This window comes from Rufibacter sp. JT3400010 (genome assembly GCF_054956755.1).
In genome coordinates this window covers 92,713-117,273 of the sequence record NZ_JBUDXA010000002.1, presented here as the reverse complement: position 1 = coordinate 117,273, position 24,561 = coordinate 92,713, and the positions used below count along the sequence as shown (strand labels likewise).

General features: G+C 51.8%; 21 protein-coding genes. 15 read left to right on the top strand and 6 right to left on the bottom strand.

Annotated elements, in window-relative coordinates; translation table 11 throughout:
* Positions 1 to 23 precede the first annotated feature (23 nt).
* From ACY0JR_RS02300 to ACY0JR_RS02280, 5 genes are all read left to right on the top strand, one after another.
* Entirely contained in the window at positions 24 to 2,804 is a 2,781-nt protein-coding gene (locus ACY0JR_RS02300; RefSeq protein WP_462632218.1) for a TonB-dependent receptor plug domain-containing protein, read from the top strand.
* Between the two features lie 211 nt (positions 2,805 to 3,015).
* The gene (locus tag ACY0JR_RS02295) at positions 3,016 to 5,655 is read left to right on the top strand and encodes a TonB-dependent receptor plug domain-containing protein (RefSeq protein WP_462632217.1); all 2,640 of its coding nucleotides are present in this window, start codon (positions 3,016 to 3,018) and stop codon (positions 5,653 to 5,655) included.
* A gap of 109 nt (positions 5,656 to 5,764) precedes the next feature.
* A complete protein-coding gene (gene prfA, locus ACY0JR_RS02290) occupies positions 5,765 to 6,838 on the top strand; it encodes a peptide chain release factor 1 (RefSeq protein WP_462632216.1) in 1,074 nt (357 codons plus the stop codon).
* Positions 6,839 to 6,994: 156 nt separating this feature from the next.
* Entirely contained in the window at positions 6,995 to 8,395 is a 1,401-nt protein-coding gene (locus tag ACY0JR_RS02285) for a hypothetical protein (RefSeq protein ID WP_462632215.1), read from the top strand.
* Positions 8,396 to 8,408: 13 nt separating this feature from the next.
* Complete coding sequence (locus tag ACY0JR_RS02280; RefSeq protein ID WP_462632214.1) at positions 8,409 to 8,831, top strand: secondary thiamine-phosphate synthase enzyme YjbQ; 423 nt, start codon at positions 8,409 to 8,411, stop codon at positions 8,829 to 8,831.
* Between the two features lie 154 nt (positions 8,832 to 8,985).
* Here the strand turns inward: ACY0JR_RS02280 and ACY0JR_RS02275 are convergent, their stop codons facing one another.
* From ACY0JR_RS02275 to ACY0JR_RS02265, 3 genes are all read right to left on the bottom strand, one after another.
* Positions 8,986 to 9,861 carry a hypothetical protein gene (locus ACY0JR_RS02275; RefSeq protein ID WP_462632213.1) on the bottom strand — a complete coding sequence of 292 codons (876 nt, stop codon included), beginning with the start codon at positions 9,859 to 9,861 and terminating at the stop codon, positions 8,986 to 8,988.
* Positions 9,861 to 10,589: a hypothetical protein gene (locus ACY0JR_RS02270; protein ID WP_462632212.1), complete on the bottom strand. Its 729-nt coding sequence runs from the start codon at positions 10,587 to 10,589 to the stop codon at positions 9,861 to 9,863. Before ACY0JR_RS02270 ends, ACY0JR_RS02275 begins: the two co-directional genes overlap by 1 nt.
* 311 nt (positions 10,590 to 10,900) lie before the next feature.
* Positions 10,901 to 13,135, bottom strand: a complete 2,235-nt coding sequence (locus ACY0JR_RS02265) for an ATP-binding protein (protein ID WP_462632211.1) — start codon at positions 13,133 to 13,135, stop codon at positions 10,901 to 10,903.
* 161 nt (positions 13,136 to 13,296) lie between these two features.
* On the opposite strand from ACY0JR_RS02265, the gene ACY0JR_RS02260 reads away from it, so the two are divergent.
* On the top strand, positions 13,297 to 13,596 hold the full coding sequence (locus ACY0JR_RS02260) for an antibiotic biosynthesis monooxygenase family protein (protein ID WP_462632210.1): 300 nt from the start codon (positions 13,297 to 13,299) through the stop codon (positions 13,594 to 13,596).
* A gap of 5 nt (positions 13,597 to 13,601) precedes the next feature.
* On the opposite strand, the gene ACY0JR_RS02255 is transcribed toward ACY0JR_RS02260, so the two are convergent.
* Both ACY0JR_RS02255 and gpmI read right to left on the bottom strand, forming a co-directional pair.
* Positions 13,602 to 14,231: a hypothetical protein gene (locus ACY0JR_RS02255; protein ID WP_462632209.1), complete on the bottom strand. Its 630-nt coding sequence runs from the start codon at positions 14,229 to 14,231 to the stop codon at positions 13,602 to 13,604.
* Positions 14,232 to 14,555: 324 nt separating this feature from the next.
* Positions 14,556 to 16,091 carry a 2,3-bisphosphoglycerate-independent phosphoglycerate mutase gene (gene gpmI / locus ACY0JR_RS02250; RefSeq protein ID WP_462632208.1) on the bottom strand — a complete coding sequence of 512 codons (1,536 nt, stop codon included), beginning with the start codon at positions 16,089 to 16,091 and terminating at the stop codon, positions 14,556 to 14,558.
* Between the two features lie 142 nt (positions 16,092 to 16,233).
* Between gpmI and ACY0JR_RS02245 the strand changes: the two genes are divergently transcribed.
* The 9 genes from ACY0JR_RS02245 (at position 16,234) to purU (ending at position 22,662) form a co-directional block, all read left to right on the top strand.
* Positions 16,234 to 16,635: a DUF4783 domain-containing protein gene (locus ACY0JR_RS02245; protein ID WP_462632206.1), complete on the top strand. Its 402-nt coding sequence runs from the start codon at positions 16,234 to 16,236 to the stop codon at positions 16,633 to 16,635.
* Between the two features lie 102 nt (positions 16,636 to 16,737).
* Positions 16,738 to 17,598 (top strand): carboxylating nicotinate-nucleotide diphosphorylase, encoded by an 861-nt coding sequence (nadC, locus tag ACY0JR_RS02240; protein WP_462632205.1) that lies wholly within the window; start codon positions 16,738 to 16,740, stop codon positions 17,596 to 17,598.
* A gap of 144 nt (positions 17,599 to 17,742) precedes the next feature.
* The gene (locus tag ACY0JR_RS02235; RefSeq protein ID WP_462632204.1) at positions 17,743 to 18,342 is read left to right on the top strand and encodes a hypothetical protein; all 600 of its coding nucleotides are present in this window, start codon (positions 17,743 to 17,745) and stop codon (positions 18,340 to 18,342) included.
* A gap of 208 nt (positions 18,343 to 18,550) precedes the next feature.
* Positions 18,551 to 18,862: a hypothetical protein gene (locus ACY0JR_RS02230; protein WP_462632202.1), complete on the top strand. Its 312-nt coding sequence runs from the start codon at positions 18,551 to 18,553 to the stop codon at positions 18,860 to 18,862.
* An 81-nt stretch (positions 18,863 to 18,943) separates the two neighbouring features.
* Entirely contained in the window at positions 18,944 to 19,231 is a 288-nt protein-coding gene (locus ACY0JR_RS02225; protein ID WP_462632201.1) for a heavy metal-binding domain-containing protein, read from the top strand.
* A 61-nt stretch (positions 19,232 to 19,292) separates the two neighbouring features.
* A complete protein-coding gene (locus ACY0JR_RS02220; protein ID WP_462632200.1) occupies positions 19,293 to 20,036 on the top strand; it encodes an SAM-dependent methyltransferase in 744 nt (247 codons plus the stop codon).
* Positions 20,033 to 20,827, top strand: a complete 795-nt coding sequence (locus ACY0JR_RS02215; protein ID WP_462632199.1) for a ZIP family metal transporter — start codon at positions 20,033 to 20,035, stop codon at positions 20,825 to 20,827. The genes ACY0JR_RS02220 and ACY0JR_RS02215 overlap by 4 nt, the downstream gene beginning before the upstream one ends.
* Positions 20,828 to 21,051: 224 nt before the next feature.
* Positions 21,052 to 21,726, top strand: coding sequence for a DUF2939 domain-containing protein (locus ACY0JR_RS02210; RefSeq protein ID WP_462632198.1), 675 nt, complete (start codon positions 21,052 to 21,054; stop codon positions 21,724 to 21,726).
* A 105-nt stretch (positions 21,727 to 21,831) separates the two neighbouring features.
* Positions 21,832 to 22,662 (top strand): formyltetrahydrofolate deformylase, encoded by an 831-nt coding sequence (purU, locus tag ACY0JR_RS02205; protein ID WP_462632197.1) that lies wholly within the window; start codon positions 21,832 to 21,834, stop codon positions 22,660 to 22,662.
* A 348-nt stretch (positions 22,663 to 23,010) separates the two neighbouring features.
* Here purU and ACY0JR_RS02200 read toward each other — a convergent pair whose 3' ends face one another.
* Positions 23,011 to 24,378: a deoxyguanosinetriphosphate triphosphohydrolase gene (locus ACY0JR_RS02200; RefSeq protein ID WP_462632196.1), complete on the bottom strand. Its 1,368-nt coding sequence runs from the start codon at positions 24,376 to 24,378 to the stop codon at positions 23,011 to 23,013.
* Positions 24,379 to 24,561: the final 183 nt, after the last annotated feature.

Sequence of the window (24,561 nt, the reverse complement as noted above, 5' to 3'; positions counted from 1 at the left end):
ACCCTCTTCTCTCCCCAGTTCTGATGTTTCATCGAATAAAATTTATTTATGTAGCCCTGCTGCTGGTGGCAGTAGTTGGGTTAGGAGCCTTCGGGCCCAAAGCGTGGCAGGAAACCGATATGCTGAAAAAGCTGATTGGGAAGGTGACGCATTTTGAAAGCAATTATCCGCAGGAGAAGGCGTACCTGCACCTGGACAAACCGTATTACGCGGCCGGCGAAGATATCTGGTTCAGTGCGTATCTGGTGAACAGCTCTGACCATGCGCCCAGTCCCTTGAGCAAGGTGCTATACGTGGAACTGGTAACTCCACAGGATTCTATTTTTCAGCGGGTGACTTTGGAGATGAAGGAGGGCAAAGGAGCCGGAGACTTTACGTTGTCTGACACTATTCCGGAAGGGCTTTATCGCCTGCGGGCGTATACCAGCTGGATGCAGAATTTTCCGGAGGATTATTTCTTCCATCAGAATGTACAGATATGGAACCCTCGGGAGAGTGAGATAACGCCTGCCGCCGACTTTGCTTTCCACCGTGCCGGTAACGGGGACTCGGTGACTGTGCAATTGCAACTCCTGAACCCCAAAGCAGAACCCGCCAAACAACTGCCCCTCACCTATAGTGTGAAGCAAGGCGAAAAGAAAGCGAAAGGCCGAAAGCTCACCACAGATGTCAACGGTAAAACGAGCTTCACGTTCTTCGTGCCAGATGGCGCAGCCCGTAAAAATACCCAGTTGGAGTTGGCTTTCGCACAGGCGCAGGGGCAAGCCCCCATCATAAAAAGCATGATGGTGCCTTTGGCCCAGTATAAACTAGATGTGCAGTTCTTCCCCGAAGGGGGTAACCTGATTAGTGGCTTCTGGAATAACATCGGGTTTAAGGCCGTAGATGCGCAAGGGCTGGGCAAAGACGTGAAAGGAACCATCCATGACCAAGCAGGTACCAAAGTAGCGGAGTTTTCCACGCTTAAATTCGGGATGGGGCGCACCGGGTTCATGCCTCAGAAAGGCAATCGGTATGAAGCACGCATCAAAGGAGCAGACGGAGTAGAGGTAGTGTATCCGTTGCCTCAGGCCCAGGATAAAGGCGTTGTCATGACGGTAGATAACTCTAAACCAGACCAGGTACGGGTGAAATGCTATACCGTGGGGTACGCAGACGGAGCCGGGAAGCCAACAGGCCTGCACGTGGTGGCCCAATCACGCGGCACGGTGTTTTTTGGAGCCAGCAGCCCTGCCAGCCGCGATATCTTTCAGGTTGACATCCCGAAGGAGAAGTTTCCAACCGGTATTTCCCAGATTACGCTTTTCAACCAGGCAGGTGAGCCTTTGTCTGAACGGCTTTTGTTTGTAAACCAAGGCCCGCAACTGCAAGTCTCCCTTTCAACCGATAAGCCTACCTACAAGCCCCGTGAAAAAGTAACGATGCAGCTACAGGTGAAAGATGTGGCGGGCAACCCGGTAGCGGGTAATTTCTCTTTGGGTGTCACCGACGGGGAAGCAGTTGTCGCAGACCCCACCAGTGGTAACCTCATTTCTTACCTTCAGCTTTCTTCAGATTTGCAGGGCTATATTGAGAGCCCGGGGTATTACTTTTCTTCTTCCCAGCCCGAAGTAGCGCAGGCGTTGGATAACCTTATGCTCACCCAAGGCTGGCGTAGGTTTGTCTGGAAGGAAATAATGCAGGACAAATATCCTACGTTGGCGGCTCCGTTGGAGCAAGGCCTTTCTGTGAGCGGTGTGGTAACGCGGTACAACAAGAAACCGGAACCCAATGCCACCGTCACGCTTTTTGACGTGAAGAACATGGGCAAAGCGTTGTTTGACCAGACCGATGCCCAGGGAAGATTCTCCATCGCGTTACCGGTGCTCACTGATTCTTCACGGGTAGCCTTGCAGGCCCGTAACCAGAAAGACAAAAGCCAATTGTTAGTGAACCTGGAAGACCTGGCTCCGGCCAAAGTGCAGCCGAAGGTTCCTTTCGCCCCAATCCCAACGGCACTTTCCGGCACACAGTGGGCGTATCTGCGCATGAACCGCGAGCAGCAGAAAGTGGATATGTCCATGGGCAAAGGTGTGATGCTGGGCGAAATAATGATTAGGGGCCGCCGAAACCAGGATGCCAACCGCAGCCTCGCCGACCGGACCACGCTGCATAATTTGGGAGACGTAACTTATTCGGTGAAAGGAAGCAGATTTCCGCCGGGCAGTGACATTATCTCTAGTTTGCCCGGCAGAACCGCCGGGGTGGCTATGGTAGAAGGGAAACTGGTATTGCGTGGCACTACTAGACAATCCTTTGACTTTGGCGGCGAAGGCGGAGCTAGCGAAGGTGGTTCTACGGAGCCGCTGTACCTCATAGACGGCGTCCGCTCAGACATGGGTACGGCCCAAACGCTATCTCCCACTGACGTGGAGCGGGTAGACGTTCTCATGCCGGGTGCGCCTTCGGCCATTTACGGTTCTGAGGGAGTCAATGGGGTTATCTCTATCATTATGAGAACGCCGGGTTCGTACGCGTCTAAAAACTCCACTGCCCGTTGGCAGGGCGTGGCCATTTACCGTGGTCCGCGTTTCCCGACCAAGCGCGAGTTCTACATGCCCCGCTATGACAAACCTTCAGAGGTGTTCACCCCAGATTGGCGCACTACCTTGTACTGGAACCCTATCGTTAAGACAGATGCACAGGGCAAAGCAACCCTCACCTTCTTCGCCGCCGATGCCAAAACTACTTACCACGCGGTGGTAGAAGGCTTTACTCTCAAAGGGCAGCTAGGAACGGCAGTAGCCGCCATGCAAGTGAAATAAAGGTTTGTTGTTTAGGGCCTCTTTTGGGGAAATCAGGTAAAAAGGAGCTGACAGACCATCTTGAGTAGCTCTTCTTTACAGGGAAAGTAGAATTTTAATCATTACCAGTTGGCCTGCGGGCCAATCCGTTGCTTTGTGTCTTATGTTTTTGAAACCTACGTTCTCTAAAGGATTTTTAGTACTTGCTGTTTTAACGGCTTTTTTCGCATTTATGCCTAAAAACAGGCAATTGGAAACGGGGCTGGAAGAGATTATTGCCAAGCTTCAGTTGTATGGGCAACAGTACCCACAGGAGAAAGTGTATCTGCACCTGGATAAACCGTACTACGCCGCCGGCGAAGATATATGGTTCAAGGCGTACCTGGTGAACGCAGCTTCCCATGAACCCAGCCTGCTGAGCAAAGTGCTGTACGTGGACCTAGTGTCTGGCGAAGATTCCGTCTACAAACGAGTAGTGGTGGACGTGAAAAACGGCATAGGGCACGGCGACTTCGCGCTGGAAGATACCATCCCTGAGGGGTTGTACCGGTTGCGCGCCTACACCAGTTGGATGCAGAACTTTGACGAAACTTATTTCTTTCATCAGAACCTGCAAGTCTTCAACCCCAGGATAGCCGATCTGGTGCCTTCGGTCAATTTCACCTTCAAACGAGTGGGAGCCGGAGATTCCGTCTACGCCGATGTGCTGCTTAGAAACCTCAAAGAAGAGCCTCTTACGCAGAGAGAACTTTCTTTTTACACCCAGGTAGGCAAGAAAGTAACGGGCCGGAAGAAAGGCGAAACCAACAACCAGGGAACCGCCCAATACCGGTTCTACTTACCATCCACTGAAGCCCGAAAGGACGCCCAACTGTGGCTCAGCCTCAAAGAGGGAACGGAACAGATCAAGCGGCATTTCCCTATTCCGCAGACAACGGAGAAAACAGACTTCCAGCTCTTCCCCGAAGGCGGCGAGTTAGTCAATAATATGTGGAACACGGTGGCCTTCAAAGCAACCGATGAAAATGGCTTGGGCATAGAAATCCAGGGCAGTGTGCGCGAGGAAACGGGTAAAAAAGTAGCCGATTTCAAGAGCCATCAATTTGGAATGGGGCGGTTCGGGTTTTTGCCCCAGGCCGGTAAAAGTTACGTGGCCATCCTTAAATACGCAGACGGCAGCGAAGCCAGGTATCCTTTGCCCGCCGCCAAAGAAAAAGGCGTGGTTATGAGCGTAGACAACAGCAAGCCCGACAAGGTGCAGATAAAAGCGTATCTGGTAGGCTATGCCGGAGCCGCAGACAGACCTACATCTATTAGTGTGGTTGGCCAAAGCCGAGGCGTTGTTTGTTTCTCCGCGCACGCGAAAACAGACAAAGATTTGCTGCTCCTGAACGTGCCCAAAGAAAAGTTGCCCACCGGAGTAGTTCAGTTTACCTTGTTTTCCCATACCGGAGAACCATTAACGGAGCGGCTGGTTTTTATCAACCACCAGGACCACCTGCAACTCACGCTAACGCCAGACAAACCCAGCTATAAGCCCAGGGAAAAAGTGACCATGCAGTTGCAGGCAAAAAATGCAGCCGGTAATCCTGTGTCCGGGCACTTCTCTGTTTCTGTCACAGATGCCCAGAAAGTAACGCCAGCCCTAAACGCGGGCACCATCCTGTCCACTACCCTGCTTTCCTCAGACCTGCGGGGCCACATAGAGCAACCCAATTACTATTTCACTAACCAGAGTCCGGAAGCAGCCTTAGCCTTAGACAACCTCATGCTCACCCAAGGCTGGCGCCGATTTACCTGGAAAGACCTCCTGCAAGATAAAAAGCGGCAACTGACATATCCCATAGAGCAAAGTCTGGCGGTAACGGGCACGGTCCTGAAACTGTCTGGTAAACCAGAGCCTAACGCCATTGTCACGTTCATCAGCCTCCGGTCGCCAAGCATGATCCTTATAGACACCGCAGATGCGCAGGGTAAGTTTGAGTTTGGGGCAATGGGCATAAATGATAGTTCCCGCGTGGCGGTGCAGGCCCGTACGCTCAAAGGCAAAAGTTCTTTGGAAGTGAAGTTAGACAACGGTTTGCCTCTTACCCCAGTGGTGCCGCAGGTACCTTATGCCTTGCCACCAGCTCTGCTGTCCCAAAGCACCTGGGCTTACCTTAGAAGCAATAGAGAGCAGTTGCGACTAGATCAATTGTCCGGGAAAAGCATTTTGCTGAGTGCGGTTGAGATCAGAGCCAAAAAAATGCAGGAAGAAGACCAACTGCGTCAAAACCAGATCTATGGTCAACCAGATTATACCCTCAAAGCTTCGGCCCTGCCGATGTCTATGGACCTGATTTCTGCGCTGCAAGGCCGCGTAGCCGGGTTGCAGGTTTCTGGCGGTAACATTTCCATGCGCGGGGGCGGAACCCCTCTCTTTTTGCTGGACGGCATGCCGGTAGAAGCAGACTACATCCGTTCCATCTCTATGTCTGAAGTTGAGGCCATTGATATTCTCAAGCCTGGGGCTTCCTCCGCTATCTTTGGTTCGCAAGGTGGTAATGGTGTCATCTCTGTGTTGTTAAGAAGAGGAGGCAGCAATACGGTTGCCAGTACGGCCCGCTACCGGGGCGTGGCGGCATACAGGGGACCCCACTACCAGAAAGCCAGAGAGTTCTACATGCCCCGCTATGACAAACCTTCTGAAACAGAACTACCCGATCTGCGCACTACCCTTTTCTGGAGCCCCAGCGTGGTCACAGATGTCAGCGGGAACGCCACTTTCTCCTTTTTCTCGGCAGATCCCAGCACCACCTACCGCGCCGTAGTAGAAGGGCTCACGGCCAATGGCAAGTTGGGCAGAACCGAGGCCCAGATGCAGGTGAAATAAAAATTTGGGCCGTTTTGAAACTCTTTTACCTAAAACAAGCCTTACAGGCACAAGAGCAAATGAGCCGGAAATTTCGTATCTTTGCGGCCTGAATTAAGTAAAGCAGAACATGTTAGATAAACTGGAAGCCATAAAACAGCGGTTTGAAGAGGTAAATGAGCAACTCATCCAACCAGATGTTGCCAGCGACCTTAAAAGATATAAGTCTCTGAACAAAGAGTTCAAAGACCTGGAGAAGATAGTGGCCGAGTACGAACGGTACAAGCTGCTGCTCAGCAACATTGAGCATACCAAAGAAGTGATCTCCACGGAAAAAGACGAAGATTTCCGGGAGATGGCCAAAGAAGAGCTGGACGAGCTGTTACCGCAGCGCGCCGAGATGGAAGAGCGCATCAAAGAAATGCTCATCCCTACAGATCCAGACGATAGCAAAGACATTATCATGGAGATCAGGGCGGGTGCCGGTGGCGATGAAGCCTCTCTTTTCGCCGGTGACTTGTACCGTATGTACAGCCGTTTCGCGGAGAAGCAAGGCTGGAAAATGGAAGTGATTGACGTCATGGAAGGTACCGCTGGTGGTTACAAAGAGGTGATTGTAGGTATCAAAGGCGAAGACGTGTACGGCAAGCTGAAGTTTGAGTCTGGCGTACACCGCGTACAGCGCGTACCCGCCACCGAAACGGCCGGACGTATCCACACGTCAGTAGCCTCAGTGGTGGTACTGCCCGAAGTAGAGGAACTCGATGTAGAACTGAACATGAACGACATCCGGAAAGACTTGTTCATGTCCTCAGGGCCTGGCGGTCAGTCAGTAAACACCACGTATTCTGCGGTTAGGTTAACGCACATCCCTACCGGTATTGTGGCCCAGTGCCAGGACCAGAAATCGCAGCTCAAGAACTTTGACAAAGCCCTGGCCGTGTTGCGTTCCCGTATTTACGAGATAGAGCTAGCCAAGAAAAACGAAGCCGAAGGTGCCCAGCGCAAGAGCATGGTAGGCGGTGGCGACCGTTCCGATAAAATCAGAACCTACAACTACCCGCAAGGCCGCGTCACCGATCACCGCATCGGGTTAACCGTGTACAACCTGCCCAGCGTAGTAGATGGTAACATTGACGAGTTTGTGGAGCAGCTTCGTATCGCGGAGAACGCCGAGCGTTTGAAAGAAGGCGTACAAGCCTAAGCCCAATTATATATATAGAAGCGCAGCCCCAGGGTTGCGCTTTTTTGTTTCTCTGTTTCGGACCCAATTTTCATAAAATAGCCTCAAAGCAACTCTGCTACGTACAGGCAGGTTAATTAGCACATCAGCACATTACTTCATTAGCACATTAGGTTCATGCGTCTTCCTTCCCTTCTTTTTGCTTCCTGGCACTACTGGCTCAAGAGCCTGTTGCTGCTGTGTGCTGTAGGTTGGTGGATGGGTGCCTGTACGCCCCGCGAAGAGGAAATCACGCCAGATGCTAGCGTGATGCTTCGGCTGGAGGCCGATACGGTGGTATTTGACACGGTTTTCACCGAGGTGGGCAGCGTAACCAAACGCCTGAAAGTCTACAACCCGCATAAAAACGCCGTCCGGATCTCTGAGATAAAAGTAGGTGGAATGGGAACATCGCCGTTTCAGGTGTTTGTGAACGGGGCGCCAGGGCCACAGGTGGATAATGTGGAGTTGAGAGGGAAGGACAGCCTGCTCATTTTGGTTAAAGCTACCATCAACCCCAACGCCCAGGCGCAGCCGTTTCTGGTGAATGACTCTATTTTGTTCCTGACCAACGGAAACCAGCAAAAAGTAAAATTGTTGGCCTACGGGCAGAATGCCACCTATTACCGACAGAACTACACGACTGCGCCCGCCGAGGTCTGGACGGCTGCCAAAGCGCACGTCATCTATGATTCTGTGACGGTACCGGCGGGGCAGACGCTCACCATCCAGAAAGGCAGTCAGGTGCATCTACACAAAAACGCCAAGATAAAGGTGCTGGGCACGTTGAAGGTGGAAGGCCAGCACGAGCAGCGGGTAGTGTTCCAGCAGGTGCGCAAAGAGGAACAATACCGCAATGCGCCGGGGCAATGGCAGGGCATAGAATTTCATGCCGGTAGTCAGAACAATGAACTCAGCTACGCGGAACTCAAAAACGCCGTCACCGGTGTTTACCTGCGGGCCGAAGGAAGCCATGTTCCACGGGTAACGCTAAGGAACGCTTTTCTGAAGAACATGCTGCAAAACGGCATTTTGAGTTACGGCGGCAACGTGCGCCTGGAAAATAGCATCATCACCAACTGCGGAGAATACGCCTTTGCCGGAATAAATGGAGGCGTTTATTCCATCTACTTCAGTACGTTGGCCAATTACAGCAATGACTTCATCAGGACGACCCCCTCGGTTCTTTTTCAGGGAGGCGCGCAGCCTTACCAGGTCAAGATCATTAACAGCATACTTTGGGGGCGGCAGGAAGAAGAACTTCAATTGCCGCCAATAGCAGCGGGCTCTACAACTGAAATAAGGAATTCTTTTGTGAAGACGAAGCAATATGCCGCGACACTGGGCGAAGCGACCTGGGAGAACAAAATCAACGTAGACCCCTTGTTCCGCGACGGGCCAAAGTTTGACTTTCAGTTGATCAAACTATCTCCGGCCAACGCTGTGGGCATACCGGTGCCGGGCATTACGGTGGACTACGAAAACAAACCCCGTGACGCGCAGAAGCCCGATGTTGGGGCATTGGAAGTAGATTACTAATTCTCTTTAGCTTATGAAGTGGTTTCAGAAAACGCTCCGGTTACCCGCCGTAAAACGGGGCTTTCACCTTATCACCGATTTAGTGGAGGCGCAACTGCCCGAACTTGAAGAGATTGAGGTAGGGCTGGCGCATATTTTCATCCAGCACACCTCGGCCAGCCTTTCCATCAATGAGAACGCTGACCCCACCGTGCGCCATGACTTTGAGCAGCACTTCAACCGCATGGTACCCGAGAATGCGCCCTATTACCGGCACACGTTGGAAGGCCCAGATGACATGCCCGCGCACCTCAAAGCTGCCTTACTAGGCAATTCTGTGACCGTTCCTATTACCAGAGGCCAGTTCAACCTGGGTACCTGGCAAGGCATCTACCTCTGCGAACACCGTGACCACGGCGGCAAACGCACAGTTATAGTCACCTTGCAGGGAAAGTAATACCACTATAATGTAAGCGCCTTTGAAGGAGACGATTGGATACACACTCTTGGGAATACAGAAAGTCACGGAAGTAACTTCCGCGCCATAGATGCGTTTTGGACTGTCTTTCTGGAATACAGACCTAAAACAGCTCATTGGAATTTACAGAAGATTAATGGTTGAACCGCAAGCCGATGGAAAGGTCAATTCTGGCCAGGTTCTCATAGCTGTCTTCGTCCAGGGTGATGGTTTGGGTGGTTCGGCCATCGCTTAATTCATACTCTTTCAGGATACCAGAAACCAGGGATAATTGCAGGCCTAAGCCCAACTTTCTGGAGATTTTCATGTCATAGCCAAGATCAGCTGAGAAACCGAACGTGCTTCCTGTGATGCTGTACTTATTCTCTAGGAGAAAGGCCTTGTCTTGGTACCCCAGGTAGCCCATCCCGATGTTGAAAATAAAGGCGTTCAGTTTATTGGCGTTCAGCATTCTGGTGCTGTAATAAGGGCCAATGAAATTGATACTGATGTCATCGCTCATTTTCCCGTACAGCATGGTGCCATCTGACTGCATAGCCGAAACCTGTATGTTATTGCTGGCCCGGTAAGCACTGTACCGGAGGCCCGCGCCCATTTGCTCTGAGAAGTAATAAGAAACATCGGCGCTAAGGTTGTAGCCTTTCTTCAGATCTTTGATGTAGTCTTCCAGGTAGGCGTCCATGCCCTCGGGCACGCTGGCGGTCCGGTAACTCCAGCCGCCGCTTACCCCCAGCCTCAAACGCGGATAGTCTCCAGCGTAGGTCGCTTTGTAGTCTTCAGGAATGGCGCTGGTAGCATAATAATTGTGCTGGTATTGCTTTATGAGCGGCTTCAACAGCAAGGTCTTCCGTACTTCGCCTTTATGTACAAAGGTGAAGTAGATTTTGTCTTTGGCTACTTTGGTTATTTTGCAGTTCAGGGAGTCGCCGTCTTGGGTGATGATCAGGTCCTGAGCTTGCAGTTGGTAACCGGCAATGGTTAAGAATAGAAGGAGTACTAGTTTTTTCATTATTTCTTGGTCGCTTTCTCTTTAATAGACTGGAATTCCATTTTACCCGCAGCTTTACTGACTACCTCCACTTCTGGGCGGCCCACAAAGGCACCCATGGTAATGGCGCACCGCACGTAGTATTCGCGGCCAATCTCAATGTTGATGGGCGCTTCCACTTTCTTTTCGGTTTTGGCCCATAGCGTGTTCAGGCCATCTTTCTTCACCTTAATGGTTTGTTTCCAGTTGTTCTTGACCCGGCACAGAAGCGAATCTCCCAGGTAAAGGTCATAATTCACCAGCGGGCCTACACCACTGGGGCGGTACACGTGCAGCAGGGCATAATCCACATCGGGCAGGACGCTGTCTTGCCCAACGGTAGAAACCAGCACATCGTCAAAATTGCTCACTTTTAGGATAGTAGCTGTAATACGGTGACAGGAACTGGTCATGAGACTGGGTGTCTGGTGCGCTACAATCTTCAGAGCGTTGCCGCCGCCTTTGCGGGCTTCCAGCTTGGCTTTCTCCAGTACTGCCTCCCAGCCGCAATTGGTGGAAAAACCGGTGTCTCCAATTTTAACGGTTCCTATTTCTTCGGCATTCTGGGGTACGGGGTCTTGCAGGTCATACACCCGCACCTCTTCTCTATAATCTAAGGGCGTGTAATTGTTACCAAGAAGACTGGTGGAGACTTTTGGGGCGCACGCGGCTAGACAGACGAATAGCAGCAAAATGCTTATGTTTTTCATGATAAAGGGACAGGGCAGTGATAAAAGGGTTGTAAAAAGGACGCATCTAAGATATTGCTTTTCTGTATATTCTACCACAGCGCGGTACCGGAAGAGCAATATATTTCTGGTTTACACCCCATTGAAGTGTTATTACCCTGTTATGCGCAAAGAATCAGCGACAAGAGCTGCTAAACAGAACGGGGAAATACGATTTAGGCCCTGTTTTCTGAAAAACAGGGCCTAAACAAAAGGTGCTTTCAAAGCGATTGCTGGTGATATGAAAATGTACTTAACCAGGAATAAAGCACTTGGTGAAAGTCCGGTGCTGCTTACCGCAAATCTGGAGAGTAATCTATGGTGGTGAAGTTCACAGTAAAAGTGGTGCCTTGGCCCAGTTCGCTGTCTACGTCTATGGTGCCGCCCAGAGCTTTTACCTGCATTTGAGTGAGGTAAAGGCCCAACCCTTTGGATTGTTCTGTTTTGTGGAACACCTTGTATAGCCCAAACAGCTTATCTCCCACGCTGTCAAGGTCCATGCCCACGCCGTTGTCTGAAACGGACAAATGCACCGTTTTGCCAGTGCGCCAACTTTTTACTTTGACTACTGGCTGGCGGTCTGGTGACCGGTACTTGAGGGCATTGGAGATGAAGTTGTGCAGAATGCTCTCCAAATAGAGTTTGGGCATAAAGATGCTAGACACCTCCAGCTCTGACCAAATCTGCGCGCCCGTCTGCTCCAGAACAGCCGCCAGGTTCTGGGTTTCCTTCTGAATCAATTCCTGTAAATTGACTTCTTCTTGCGGGAGCTGTTGTACCAGATGGGTTTTCAGGATAACGTTGAGGTCATCAATGGTCTCAGACATGTTATCGCTCACCTTCTTTACGCTCTGCATGGCGTAGGTGGCGCTCTCCTCACCGGGCTCTTCTTCATAGAACGTATGCAGGCTTTTGATGGTAGCCAGCGGCGAGCGCAGGTTATGGGAGATGATGTACGCAAAATCTTCCAACTGGGCATTTCTAGTGCGCAACTGGTCGGTGTTGAGCTGCAATTCCTGGTTTAGGTTCTGCAACTCTGCGGTTTGGTTCCGGAGCCGGATGGCGATGAGGTCCTTGAGCAGAATCTGGGTAATCTCCACCTCGTTCAGGCTCCAGGGCTTTGATTTGCCTTTGATAACCTCTATCCATTTCTCGAAGGACTTTCTGGGGTGAATTCCCAAATTATCAGTAGAAACAGGCTTCTCTGGGTTTCCGGCCCAGGTTCTGGTTTCGTTTATCTCTGGTTTGAAGAACAGCAGGTACTCCTGGTTGTAGCGCGAAATCTCCAACGCCATGAGGCCACTGGCGGCTTCAGCATAGTCCTTGGCGGCGGGCCATTCAACGGCCAGTTGGCGGGTACAAAACACACCGTCAGAGACGTGCTCAGAAAGCCATTGCACCATTTCCCTGATCTGCTCTTGCGTGGGCGTAATGCCGAAGGTGGTTAAAGTGCCATCCAGTAGCAGGGCCGCACCGTGACCTTCCGTGAGGTCCAGTAACGTGGGCTGTTGGTGAAACAGGCCTTCGGGCATAGACAAGCCGCTGTTCAAGTGCTGCACCAATGCCTGTTCTGCCTGCTTGTAACGCTCAAATTGCTCCTGGTCGCGCTTCTCCTGAATGGAGGCAATCACATTCCCGAAGGTTTTGGTGACCAGATCACAGAGTTGCCGCCGCCAAACGTCCACGTACGCCGGTTGCACATGGTGGCACGCAATAACGCCCCACAGCTTGTTTTTGACAATGATGGAGAACGAGATGGTGGCCGCCACCCCCGTATTCCGGACGTACTCCAGGTGTATCTCAGAAGGATTGCGCAGTTCTGACTTCAGGATGTTGGTAGGCGCGCCCGTAGTTGGGTTCAGGTACGGGAAAATGGCCACAGCCTGGGCGTTCACATCTGGAATATGGCGCACATGTTTGTGCAGCAGCAATTCCCGCGCCGGGGCCGGAATATCCGTAGCCGGAAAATGGTGCCCAATAAAGGAATGCAGGTGCGGAACACGACTTTCGGCAATCACATCCGTATTCCACTCCTGGTCAAACTGGGTAACGTCTACGCGGTCATAGTGCAGGATGGTGCGCAGCGTGTCGGCCACGGTTTCGGCTACCTCTTCCAGAGTGTATAAGTGGTTGAGGTGGTTGTGCAGTTGGCAGAGAATGGTGTTGTGGTGCATCTTCTCCGCATCTGGATACGGAACGCAGGGTTCACATTCCAGCACCAGTTTCGCCTCAGATTTATGAAGGTAGCCTATAAACGGAATTCCTTTCAAAGAAAGGAAGTGGGTGCCCGGTAACTGAGGGTCAAAGGTGGTTTCTGTGGGCGAGAGAAAACTCTCCAGCGACTTGCCCAGCACTTCTTCTAAAGACACAGAAAGGTAGTCGCCCACATTTCTGCTGGCCTGCTCTATCTGCAGGGTTTCTTGGTCCAATACCAGAAGAAAGCCATGAGGTTGAATGCGACCTATGTGGTGGATGGGCTCCGTGTCACAGTTAGACAGGTCCACTTGGAAGTTTTGATAATTCTGCATGACATTGTTGCTTCCTCAGGCGGCATGAAAGGACGAAGGAAGGAATGCGATTAACGCGGTGCGTATAAATACGTTGCAAAAATCCCTAACTAGATGGTTATTATCAAATCTTTCTTAGAAAATATGGGTAGGGATAGAAGCTGAAACTTTATTTTTGCCTTATGTTCGTTTCCCTTAGTTCCTTTACCATCGCCAATGACACCGAAGCTAGTGTAAAAGAGGCGTTCAAGAATAGACCCCATTTAGTAGACGATGCCCCGGGTTTCCAGAGACTGGAAGTGTTGTCTCCGCAGGACAGCCCCAATGAGATCTGGCTCATGACGTATTGGGACGATGAGGAAAGTTTCAAGACCTGGTACAAAAGCCACCAGTACCAAGATTCCCACAAAGGCATTCCCAAAGACACCAAACTGGTGCCGGGCAGCGTGAAAATCAGGTATTTTACGAAAGTAAGCGAATAAACGGCCTAGCGCTGGTTGCTTCCCACCACTTCACCCGTGATGCTGTAACGGTCGGCCCCCATCAAGAGCAGTTTCTGCGTTTCATCCAAATGGTACCTAATGAGGCGGGGCGAAGGTCCCGAGTGGGCCTCCAGGTGCATTTGCTTGCGCGTGTTAAAAAACATGTTTTCCTGCACAATGGTGGCGTCTAGCTGTACCAACTGGCCTTGGGCATCTAAGGTGTAGGTCACTTCCTGCACATTGGTGTCGGCTCCGTCTGCAGCCTTGTAGTGCAGTACCTGCTGCCCTTGTGCATTGGAAGAAACCTGCTTGGTGAAGAGCCCTTTCAATGCCGGTTTGTTGATATCCGCATCGGCGAAGACCCCCAACTCCTCAGACCAGTTCATAGAAGAAATAGTTTTAGACTCTTTCAGGGTTCCGGCCTCAGAAACGGTTTTGCGCGAGGCGGCTTGCTGCTCTGTAAGCGCTTTGACTTCCTGGTCCAGAAAACCTACTAAATCATAGGCCTGGTGGGTACTCTGCATGACCGGCGGCGCCGTTTCCTCTTGGCAGGCAGTGGTTCCCAGCGTGCAAACGGCAAGCAGTGCAAGGAATGAAGTCTTAAACCGAAAACGGACAGGCAGAAGGTGAAGCATGGGTCTTGTGGAAGAAAAGGTAAGCAACGGGTGTTTTAGGATTGTTCTACGGAAAACAGACAAAGAACGGAGATGGAGAACGCCGAAGTAATGATGAACGAAAGATATCATTCGCTCGCCTCTGGCGAGTGTGGGTTACGTGCAGCCTCTGGCTGCTTCTCTGCTCATTTTGAATAAATGCGTGCAAAGCGACAAGACGCCGCAGGTAGCTCACACTCGCCAGGAGCGAGCGAGTAAAATTATTACATTTCTAGACAGACTGCCAAACGGAGATAGAGAACGCCAAAGAAGCTTCTCCATCTCCGTTTGAACAGCTAAAAGAAGCTATACAATCTTAGGCGCAAGCAAAGATGTTCCCGTCATTTCGGCTGGAGGCTGCACTTCTAACAAGGCCAGTACCGTAGGCGCAATATCGCCTAGTTTACCGTCCAGCAGTGTACCCTGGTAGTCTTCATCTGCTAAGATGATAGGCACCAGGTTGGTGGTGTGGGCGGTATTGGGCGTGCCGTCTGGGTTGCGCATCATGTCGGCGTTGCCGTGGTCTGCGATGATGATGGACGCGTAGCCGTGCGCTAAGGCCGCAGTCACGACGGCTTGGGCACATTGGTCCACGGTTTCCACGGCTTTTACGGCTGCTTCAAACACGCCGGTGTGGCCTACCATGTCTGGGTTGGCGAAATTCAAACAGATGAAATCGGCGGTTTCTGCTTCTATTTCCGGTACAATGGCGTCTCTGATGTCAAAGGCGCTCATCTCGGGCTGAAGGTCATAGGTAGCCACCTTCGGAGATGGGCACAACAAGCGCTTTTCGCCCTCAAACGGCAACTCGCGGCCACCGGAGAAGAAGAACGTCACGTGCGGGTATTTCTCAGTTTCGGCAATCCTGATCTGGGTTTTACCGGCGTGCTCCAGCACTTCGCCCAGCGTATTGGCCAGGTTGTCTTTGTCAAAGATGGGTTGCACGCCTACAAAGGTGTCATCATAGTTGGTGAGCGTGTAGTAGCGGAGGCTCAATGGGTGCATGTCCTGCTCGGGGAACTCGCGTTGGGTCAAGGCTTGGGTAATCTCGCGGCCCCGGTCGGTTCTGAAGTTAAAGCAAATCACCACATCGCCGTCTTTTATGTGCGCTGTGGGTTGGTCGTTTTCATCCAGGCACACAATGGGCTGAATGAATTCATCGGTCACGCCTTCGTTGTAAGATGCCTGTAAAGCTTCTTTCCAGTCTTTCGTGGCTTTGCCCTGGCCGTTTACCAGCAGGTCATAGGCTAGTTTCACGCGCTCCCAACGGTTGTCGCGGTCCATGGCGTAGTAGCGGCCAATGATGGAGGCCAGCTTTCCGCCGGTAGTGTCCAAGTGGTTTTGTAAATCGGTTAAGTAAGCTAAGCCGCCTTTAGGGTCGGTATCGCGGCCGTCGGTGAAGGCGTGCACAAACACGTTCTCAAGCCCTCTTGCCTGCGCCAGCGAACAAAGCGCTTTCAAGTGCTCAATGTGCGAGTGTACGCCGCCGTCTGATACCAAACCTATGAAGTGCACCGGCTTGCCGTTTTCGCGGGCGAACTGAAAGGCGTCTTGCAGCACGGGGTTCTGGTCTAGCGTTTTCTCTCTAATGGCTACGTTCACTTTCACCAAGTCTTGGTACACCACGCGGCCCGCGCCCAGGTTCATGTGGCCTACCTCAGAGTTGCCCATCTGGCCCTCGGGCAAGCCAACGGCCTCACCAGAGGCTTCCAGCCGCGCATGCGGAAACCGTTGAAACAAAGAATCCATGAATGGAGTATTGGCTTGGGCTATCGCCGATACGGAAGGGTCTGTTCCCAGGCCCCAGCCGTCTAGAATCATCAAAAGTACCTTCTTGCTCATGGGCGTAAAGATACAAGCCCGGCTGTAAAAAGTTGCGTTTGCCCTTTGATTCTGCAGATTTCCTGTATCTTTAGGCGTGTGAACTTATCTGCCTTTGGCATAGTTTTGGCATGTGTTGAGTAAAACTTGCTTAAAAAGAGACATGAAAAATCTAAAGGGATTGTTGGCGATGACCGTGGTGCTGTTGGGGATGCTGATAGGTACCGGACCGGTGGCTGCTCAATCTGACGTAATGGGCGGAATCCAGTCGGCTATCAAAGCGGGGTCTTCCCGTGACTTGGCCCGCTACTTCAATTCTAAAGTAGACGTGAACATAGACGGCGACAACGGCAGTTTCAGCCAGAGCCAGGCCGAAATGGTAGTGCGGAACTTCTTCAGCAAAAATGCGCCGGTAAGTTTCAGTTTTGACCACCAGGGCGGTTCTGAAGACGGCCAGCGCTACGCCATTGGCAAATACAATCACAAAGCCGGCCGCTACAACGTAGTGGTGAAGGTGAAGAAATACGGGGATGCCTATAAGATTGACACCATAGAGTTTAAGTAGAAGACACCAGGCTTCTGCTTTCAACCGAAATATAATTGGCCGCTTTGCGCCGATAGTTAGAAAAGGCACCGATAGTTCGGTGCCTTTTTTTATTTTTGCGTTGTGAAAGCATCCTACCTTACCCAAGAAGGCATTAGGGCATTTATCCGGCAGGCCCTGCAGGAAGACATAGCTGATGGCGACCATTCGTCATTGGCTTCTATTCCCGAGAGTGCCCAGAAGCAGGCCAAGCTCCTGGTAAAAGACCGCGGTGTGCTGGCCGGGGTAGAGCTGGCCTGGAAAATCTTCCATGAAGTAGACCCCACGCTCCGTTTGGAGGTGTTTTTGCAAGACGGTGCCCAAATCAACCACGGTGACATTGCTTTCACCGTGCACGGCAAAGCCCAATCTATTTTAACCGCCGAGCGTCTGGTCTTGAACTGCATGCAGCGCATGAGCGGCATTGCCACCTACACGCAGCACCTGGCCAAAATGATTGATGGCACCGGCGCCAAACTGCTGGACACCCGCAAAACCACGCCTAACTTTAGGATGATGGAAAAATGGGCGGTATTGATTGGCGGCGGCACCAACCACCGGTTCGGGTTGTATGACCTCATTATGCTCAAAGACAACCACGTAGACTATGCGGGTGGCATCAGACAAGCCATTGAAGCCACGCACCGTTACCTGGAGAAACTGGGCAAACCCCTCAAGATTGAAGTGGAAACCCGCAACTTGGACGAAGTACGGCAAGCGCTGGAGACCGGTGGTATTGACCGCATCATGCTAGACAACTTTGCAGTACCTTTGCTGCGCGAAGCCGTAGAATTGATTGGTGGCCGCTATGAAACCGAAGCTTCCGGCGGAATCACAGAAGAAACCATCAGAGCCGTAGCCGAGACTGGGGTGAACTACATTTCCGTGGGCGCCTTAACGCACTCTAACCGCAGTCTGGACCTTAGTTTGAAGGCGTTTAAATAGTAGCAAGTATCGTGTAGCAAGTAGCACGATTTAAAAAGAATAACAGAGAATAATTAAACCAATAAAGGTAGTAGCGTAGAAAGCAGCAGGTTGGCAGGTGGAACATCATGATACATGATACTTGCTACGTGATACCACAGAGTTATGCAACAACCAAATCAACGCGGCGGACAGCGGGTACAACAGCAACAGCCTTTCAACCCATTGGCCATCCGGACGAAGAAAAATCAATTAGATAAGAACGATTACGCCAAGATGGCGCTGGTACAGGTCTGGAAAAAAGAATGGTGGCGCGCGTTAATTCCGCTGGTGCTGTTCTCTCTGCCAGCCGCTTTTGCTTTCTCCTGGTGGTGGGTAGCTGGGGCTGTAATTGTGACTGTTCTCTACATTTTGGTGCGTTCTGCGCAGGTGATGGGCGTAACCCAGATGGAGCAAAGCAACGTGCTGTTTGAGCGCGTCATGTTTGAGATAGACCAACGCCAGATTCTCATGAAACGCAACGACCGCGAAGGTATGGCCCTGCAATGGGACATGATTGAGCGCGTGACCCAAACCAAAGACGCCTACCAGATGTACCTCAAAGGCCCCGCCGAGGACCAACTGCCCAAAGGCTGGAAAGGCTGGATTGCCAGGAACTTCAACGTGCCGGTGTTTCTGCATTTGCCGTTCAAAATCTTCAACAGCCCTAATGACATCAAGCTCATGGAGTCGCTGTTGCGCCGTAAAAACTTTATTCCCGCGTAAGCGTCTTAAGAGCATGTTTATATTTCATCTTTGCGCTGCAAACGACCATAAAAAGAACCTGCATTCGCCTTTTTCTCGCTTCATAGCCCTGCTATGTAGCTCAAGAAATGCTTCCGCAGAACCTTTCTCTGGCCATTTTCGCCAGCAAACCTGAAATTCAAGCAAGCTCTAAACAACAGAACCTGTTTAAGACTTAATTTTCTGAAAAATGATAAAAAATACACTTTCCGTTTTCGCCTTAGCTGGTGCCCTTTTGCTGGCTTCCTGCAGCAGCCAACCTTCTGACCTGCGCCCTGAAGTTAAAGTTTCTGATGACTCTGTGCCCCCAGGGATGCGCAACAACACCTCTAACATTGACAATGGCCGCAGTGAAGAGGAAACTCCTAACGATGTGTTGATTAACCACGATGAGCACGAGAACCAGACTGCGCCAGGTGCTCAGAAAGGCACGCTTCCTAACCAGAAAAGCAACCAGAAAGAAGCGATAGAGAACAACGCGTCAACAGACCGCCACCAATAATCAACCTTTTCTGAAGCCCGTTTCAGGGTTGTTTTACCAAAAACAGCCTTGAAACGGGCTTCGGCGTACCTTCTATTTTCTATGAGAAAGATTTTCTTAACCTGGGGCATGACCTTGGCCTCAGTAGCGTTTGTTTCTTCCTGCAATAACTCTTCTGGCACTGAGCAGCCCACCACTGCTGGCACAGAGCAGGAAACTACTGCCACAGCAGACAGTACCGCGGCCCAAACCGCGCAACTAGCGTACATCTGCCCTATGAAATGCGAAGGCAGTGCCAGTATGCAGCCCGGCAAATGCCCGGTGTGCGGCATGGACCTGGAGAAGAACCCAGACTTCCACGCCTCCGCTGACAGCACAACCACCAGATAAGGGTTTTGTCCCGCGTGAGCGCGCCGGGTAACTACATGGACTGCTTCATATCCGCACTTGCATGACACATCCGGCAGAATGGTTTCATACCTGGTTTGATTCGCCTTACTACCATATTCTGTACAAGAACCGCAACGCCCAAGAGGCCCAACTGTTTTTGGACAATCTCTTGCATCGGCTGAGGCCGAAACCGGACTGCCAACTCATGGACTTGGCCTGCGGACGGGGACGGCATTCTGTCTATCTGAACCAGAAGGGCTATGAAGTGACGGGCCTGGATTTGTCTGAGCAGAGCATTGCCTATGCCAAACAGTTTGAGAACGAGAAGCTGCATTTCTTTGTGCATGACATGCGCGAGGTGTTCAGGCCAGAGGCGTTCAACTTTGTCTTTAACCTGTTTACCTCCTTTGGGTATTTCAAGGCAGATTATGAGAATGTGGTCACTTTGCGGGCTACTACGGCCTCGCTTAAACCCGGCGGCAAGTTGGTGATTGATTTCATGAACACGCAGCGGGTCATTGGGAGACTGGTAGCCCAGGAGACCAAAGAGGTGGAGGGCATCACCTTCCATATTACCCGCAAAGTAGAGGCTGGTTTCATTTTCAAGACCATTGCGTTTGAAGACCAGGGCCAGCCGTATAAATTTATAGAAAGAGTGCGGGCGCTCCGCTACCCGGAATTTATAGAGTACTTCCAGATGGCCAACCTTCGGCTTGCCGATGTGTATGGTGATTACCGTCTGGGGCCGTATGACCCGGAGAAGAGCGAACGCATGATTTTCATTCTGAAGAAATATTCTACATGATAGTAGCGGTTTCCGTTCTATTCTTTACCGTTTTGGGCGCGGGCTGGCTCGTGCGCTTTCTCCCCAAAGACAACCAGCGCTGGTTGAAGTTGCTGCTGGCGTTCAGTGGGGCGTATTTGTTTGCGCTTACCATTCTGCACATTCTGCCAGACGTGCTGCTCAGCACGCAAGACCCGCACCGCGTGGGGTTCTATATTCTGGCGGGCTTCTTTCTGCAGTTGGTACTGGAGGTGTTTTCGCACGGCGTAGAGCACGGCCACATTCACGCGCATCCGCAGCAGGGAAACGGACATCACCACCACCACCACGGCGGCTCGGTGCCGGTGCTGTTACTGACCTCGCTCATTATCCACTCTTTTCTGGAGGGAAGCGTGATGGTGCAGAGCCGCATGGCCGCCCAGCAAGTGCATGAGCACCTGCACACCCACACCCACGTAGGCGATAATTTCTACCATATTCTGGCGGGTATCGCGCTGCACCATATTCCGGCGGCCATTGCGCTGATGTCGGTGCTGGTGACGCAGCTGCATAGTTTCAAGAAGGCCTTCGGGTACCTGTTACTGTTTGCGGTGGCCTCGCCGCTGGGTCTGCTGTTCAGTAATTACGTGGCCTTGGAAAAACTGCTTTCCAGTGAGGCATACACGGTGCTGTCTGGCTTGGTAGTGGGGAATTTCCTGCACATCTCTACCACTATTTTGTTTGAAACCAGCCCCGAGCACCGCTTTAACAGAGGCAAACTCTTAGCGACTCTGGCCGGTGCCCTCATCGCCATTGGTGCGGGTATGCTCTAGAAAGCTATCAAGACGAAAGGCCGCCGCCCCGTTTAGCTCCTGATTTTCTGAGATCAAGCGCTAAACGGGGCGGCGGTTCTGTTTTGGGGCTTTCGGTAGAAAAGCTATCTTCATGGTGGCCGAAAAACAGAAGAAAGAAAAATTTCATCTTCTGGAGAGAGACGGGTAGCGGACGCCGGGCTTTTACGTTAAAAGATTTTCTACTCAGAATAGATGACTTCGCTATGAAAAAAACCATGGTTTGGCTCTCGGTGCTGGTATTGGTGGGAGCCGTAGGCTACTGGCTGTACAAGCGTTATGCCCAAGGCCCGGAATTTTCCCTTTACCAAATAAAGCAGGCCGTTGATAACCGCGACTTGGTGGCGCTGGAGAAGTACGTAGACGTGGACCGCACCACCGCCAGTTTCCTGGACCAGGCGGTAAAGGCTGGCATGGCCGAGTTGCCCCAAAAAGAGCAGGCCTTGGCGGCTATGGCGCTGGGCATGGCCATGGCGTCTAAAAAGCAGGAAGTATTGCAGTCTTTGCGAGGCGGTATTGAAGATTACGTAGCGCACCGCCGGTCCGTGAACGGCAGGCCCGCTGCCGTAAGTGAGGAAGAGTGGGAACAGTTACAGGCCGTGCTGCCCATCCAGAAACTGCTGCAGGAAAACCCCTTGACCAACAGCCGCCTGGAAGGTATCTCCTACGTAAACCGCACCGACACCTTAGCGGTTGTAGGCTTAGACCTGCGCGTGCCTTCACAACCAAACCCGGTCATTGTGGAAGTGCAGATGCGCGACCAGGGCAGTTACTGGCAGGTGGTGGGTTTGCCTAACGCAGGAGCGGTCATGAAGCAACTGGGTTTGCTGGAGACGTTTAAAGAACTCAGAAACCTGCCTCAATTGAAACTACGCCTGTAAGCGCAGGAGCTCCGTACTCCGTATCTGCTTCTTATCCGTACCATCTGTTTATGGTCTATTTTAGCTGAAATCGGCTGTAAACAGCGCACCTGTCACCCCTACGCTATGGTTAATTTCCTGCTCATTGATTGCCCAGACCGCAAGGGTCTTATCTTCACCATTACGCAGATTGTTTTCCGGAACAACCTCAACATTACAAGCAATGATGAGTTTGTAGACCGCCAGCAGAACCACTTCTTCCTGCGGGCCGAGCTGGCGGGCGAAGTATATCCTGAAATGCTGGTACAGGAACTGAAGGCCGAACTTCCGCCGGAGGCGAACATCAGGCTGGTGCCGGAACGCAAGAAGAACATTGTGCTACTGGTAACCAAAGAGCACCATTGCTTAGGCGATTTGCTGCTGCGCCACGAGTACGGCGACCTCAACGCGAACATTCTGGCCGTGCTGGGCAACTATGCAGAACTGGAGTCGCTGGTGAGCCGCTTCGGGATTCCGTTCCATCATGTGTCGCATGAGCAGAAAACCCGCGAGGAGCATGACCAGGAAATGAGCCAGGTCATAGCCAGCTATGCCCCCGAATACGTGGTGCTGGCCAAGTACATGCGGGTGCTGAGTTCCGGGTTTGTGGCGCAGTTTCCTAACCGCATCATCAACATTCATCACTCATTCCTGCCCGCCTTTATTGGGGCCAATCCGTATAGGCAGGCGTACGAACGTGGGGTGAAAATCATAGGTGCCACCGCCCATTTTGTGAACAGTGATTTAGACGAAGGGCCCATCATCGCGCAGAACGTGATTCAGGTCAATCATGCCCAAGGCGCTCGTGACATGGCCCAGTCTGGCCGGGATGTGGAGAAGATAGTGCTGGCGCAGGCGCTGAAGTTGGTTTTCGCGGAGAAGGTATTTGTGAGCAATAACAAAACCATCATCTTTTAAAAAGAGAGTACTCGCTCGCGTCTCGTGAGTGTGGGATACTTGCGGTGTCCCGCCGCTTTGTTAACGTTTATCCAAAATGAGCAGAGAAGCGGTCAGAGGCCGCAGGTATCCCACACTCGCCAGAGGCGAGCGAGTGACTAAGGCAATGAAATTTTCTATCCTCTTTTGTTCCCGGAAAGGATTTCGTGAGCAAACGGGAATGACAGCCACTAAGAGCCTTACTAGTTCGCCCACAAGATCTTTCCAAGATGACAAAGTGGGGAGGATGTATTCGTTTCTGGGCTGCTTTCGCAAAACAGTGCCTAAACAGGAATCTCTCTACGGTCTTCAACCTACAATCAGCAATCTTTAATACATTCTGGGCAGCTCAATCCCTTTGATCTTACGGAACAAGCTGATAGCGCTACTGTCTGTGAGGCCTGAGATAAAGTCGGTGATGTTGAGGATTTTCTCGTAGGCGTCTGGGGAGAATTGGCGCTGCGGACCCAGGAATTGGTCGGGGACCAGATCCAGGTACTTGCGGTGGCGGCCCGCCGATGGATCAAAGGCAGCTTTCAGGAATGCTTCCAACAAGCCGCCCAGCACTTCAAAACCGGCGGCTTCAATCTCCAGCACCGGGCGGTGCCGGTAAATGCGGTCAATGGAAATTTTCTTGATCTCGTCTAGGGCAGCTTTGTGCTGAACCAGGTTAATCAACGACTGATCAAAGGTGCCGTTCAGGATTTCAGCTTCGTGCTCCAGAAAGATACCGGCGCATTCATAAATCAGGTGGTTGATGATGACCGCGCGCCAGACACCCAATTGCTCCCGCCAGTCATGGAAGGTGGTGCTGTGAACTTTGCCCGGCCGCTCGTTTAAGAGAGGGTGCAGCAATTCTTTGGCCTGTTCAAACGGAATCAAACCCAGGCGGCAACCGTCTTCAAAGTCAATGATGCGGTAACAGATATCATCGGCGGCTTCTACCAGAAAGGCCATGGGGTGCCGGTGGAATGCGTTTTCACCCGCCGGGAGCATACCCAGTTCTTGGGCTATCTTGCTGAAATGCGCCTGTTCGGCCTGAAAGAAGCCGTATTTTTTCTCGCTCGCCCGTTTAGTGCCTTTCACCACGGCGTCTGAGGGGCGCGGGTATTTGGTAAACGTAGCAAGGGTGCTGTAGGTAAGCCGCATGCCGCAGGAGCCGGTGCTCTGGCCCGGATACGTATGGGTGATAATGCGGAACCCGGCGGCATTGCCTTCAAAATTCTGGAGGTCAGAAATTTGGGCAGGCGTTAAACCCGTCAGATACGTAGCGGCCTCGGGGCTTCTAAAGAAAGAGGAAATGGCGTCTTCGCCGGAGTGCCCGAAAGGTGGGTTCCCAATATCATGCGTAAGGCAGGCCGCCGCCACCATGTCCCCGAAATCAGATTCCAGCATGCCGGGGTGCGCCTCCAGAATAGCCGGATGCCGCTCCAGCAACACTTTACCTACCATTCGGCCCAGAGAACGGCCCACGCAGGAGGTTTCCAGACTATGGGTAAGACGGTTGTGCACGAAATCACTCTCGGGCATGGGCATTACCTGCGTTTTGTTCTGTAACCGCCTGAAAGGGGTGGAAAACACTAGCCGGTCATAATCGCGCTGGAATTCCCCGCGCACTGACTCATCTGTGGCGTGTTCTATGGTTTGGGCATCAAAGCGTTTCTTGGAGATCAGGCGCTCCCAGTTCATCTGTGGCATGGCAAAACTCTAAACCCGAAGCTACGGCTACCCACGCTGCAAAGCAAACCCAAACGGCAGCAGTACCAGGTTTTAGGTGTGTTTTGAGGAAAAGGGCTGTAAAGCAGAAGCGGGTCTATAAAGGCACAGTGCTCTTTGTAGACCCGCTTTTTATGGTTTCGGAATTTGGTAATGATTTCACTC

Coding starts and splice junctions, on each gene's coding strand:
- ACY0JR_RS02300 (WP_462632218.1), top strand. CDS start 24: ATGTTTCATCGAATAAAATTTATTTATGTAGCCCTGCTGCTGGTGGCA.
- ACY0JR_RS02295 (WP_462632217.1), top strand. CDS start 3,016: ATGCCTAAAAACAGGCAATTGGAAACGGGGCTGGAAGAGATTATTGCC.
- prfA (WP_462632216.1), top strand. CDS start 5,765: ATGTTAGATAAACTGGAAGCCATAAAACAGCGGTTTGAAGAGGTAAAT.
- ACY0JR_RS02285 (WP_462632215.1), top strand. CDS start 6,995: ATGCGTCTTCCTTCCCTTCTTTTTGCTTCCTGGCACTACTGGCTCAAG.
- ACY0JR_RS02280 (WP_462632214.1), top strand. CDS start 8,409: ATGAAGTGGTTTCAGAAAACGCTCCGGTTACCCGCCGTAAAACGGGGC.
- ACY0JR_RS02275 (WP_462632213.1), bottom strand. CDS start 9,861: ATGAAAAAACTAGTACTCCTTCTATTCTTAACCATTGCCGGTTACCAA.
- ACY0JR_RS02270 (WP_462632212.1), bottom strand. CDS start 10,589: ATGAAAAACATAAGCATTTTGCTGCTATTCGTCTGTCTAGCCGCGTGC.
- ACY0JR_RS02265 (WP_462632211.1), bottom strand. CDS start 13,135: ATGCAGAATTATCAAAACTTCCAAGTGGACCTGTCTAACTGTGACACG.
- ACY0JR_RS02260 (WP_462632210.1), top strand. CDS start 13,297: ATGTTCGTTTCCCTTAGTTCCTTTACCATCGCCAATGACACCGAAGCT.
- ACY0JR_RS02255 (WP_462632209.1), bottom strand. CDS start 14,231: ATGCTTCACCTTCTGCCTGTCCGTTTTCGGTTTAAGACTTCATTCCTT.
- gpmI (WP_462632208.1), bottom strand. CDS start 16,091: ATGAGCAAGAAGGTACTTTTGATGATTCTAGACGGCTGGGGCCTGGGA.
- ACY0JR_RS02245 (WP_462632206.1), top strand. CDS start 16,234: ATGAAAAATCTAAAGGGATTGTTGGCGATGACCGTGGTGCTGTTGGGG.
- ACY0JR_RS02235 (WP_462632204.1), top strand. CDS start 17,743: ATGCAACAACCAAATCAACGCGGCGGACAGCGGGTACAACAGCAACAG.
- ACY0JR_RS02230 (WP_462632202.1), top strand. CDS start 18,551: ATGATAAAAAATACACTTTCCGTTTTCGCCTTAGCTGGTGCCCTTTTG.
- ACY0JR_RS02225 (WP_462632201.1), top strand. CDS start 18,944: ATGAGAAAGATTTTCTTAACCTGGGGCATGACCTTGGCCTCAGTAGCG.
- ACY0JR_RS02220 (WP_462632200.1), top strand. CDS start 19,293: ATGACACATCCGGCAGAATGGTTTCATACCTGGTTTGATTCGCCTTAC.
- ACY0JR_RS02215 (WP_462632199.1), top strand. CDS start 20,033: ATGATAGTAGCGGTTTCCGTTCTATTCTTTACCGTTTTGGGCGCGGGC.
- ACY0JR_RS02210 (WP_462632198.1), top strand. CDS start 21,052: ATGAAAAAAACCATGGTTTGGCTCTCGGTGCTGGTATTGGTGGGAGCC.
- purU (WP_462632197.1), top strand. CDS start 21,832: ATGGTTAATTTCCTGCTCATTGATTGCCCAGACCGCAAGGGTCTTATC.
- ACY0JR_RS02200 (WP_462632196.1), bottom strand. CDS start 24,378: ATGCCACAGATGAACTGGGAGCGCCTGATCTCCAAGAAACGCTTTGAT.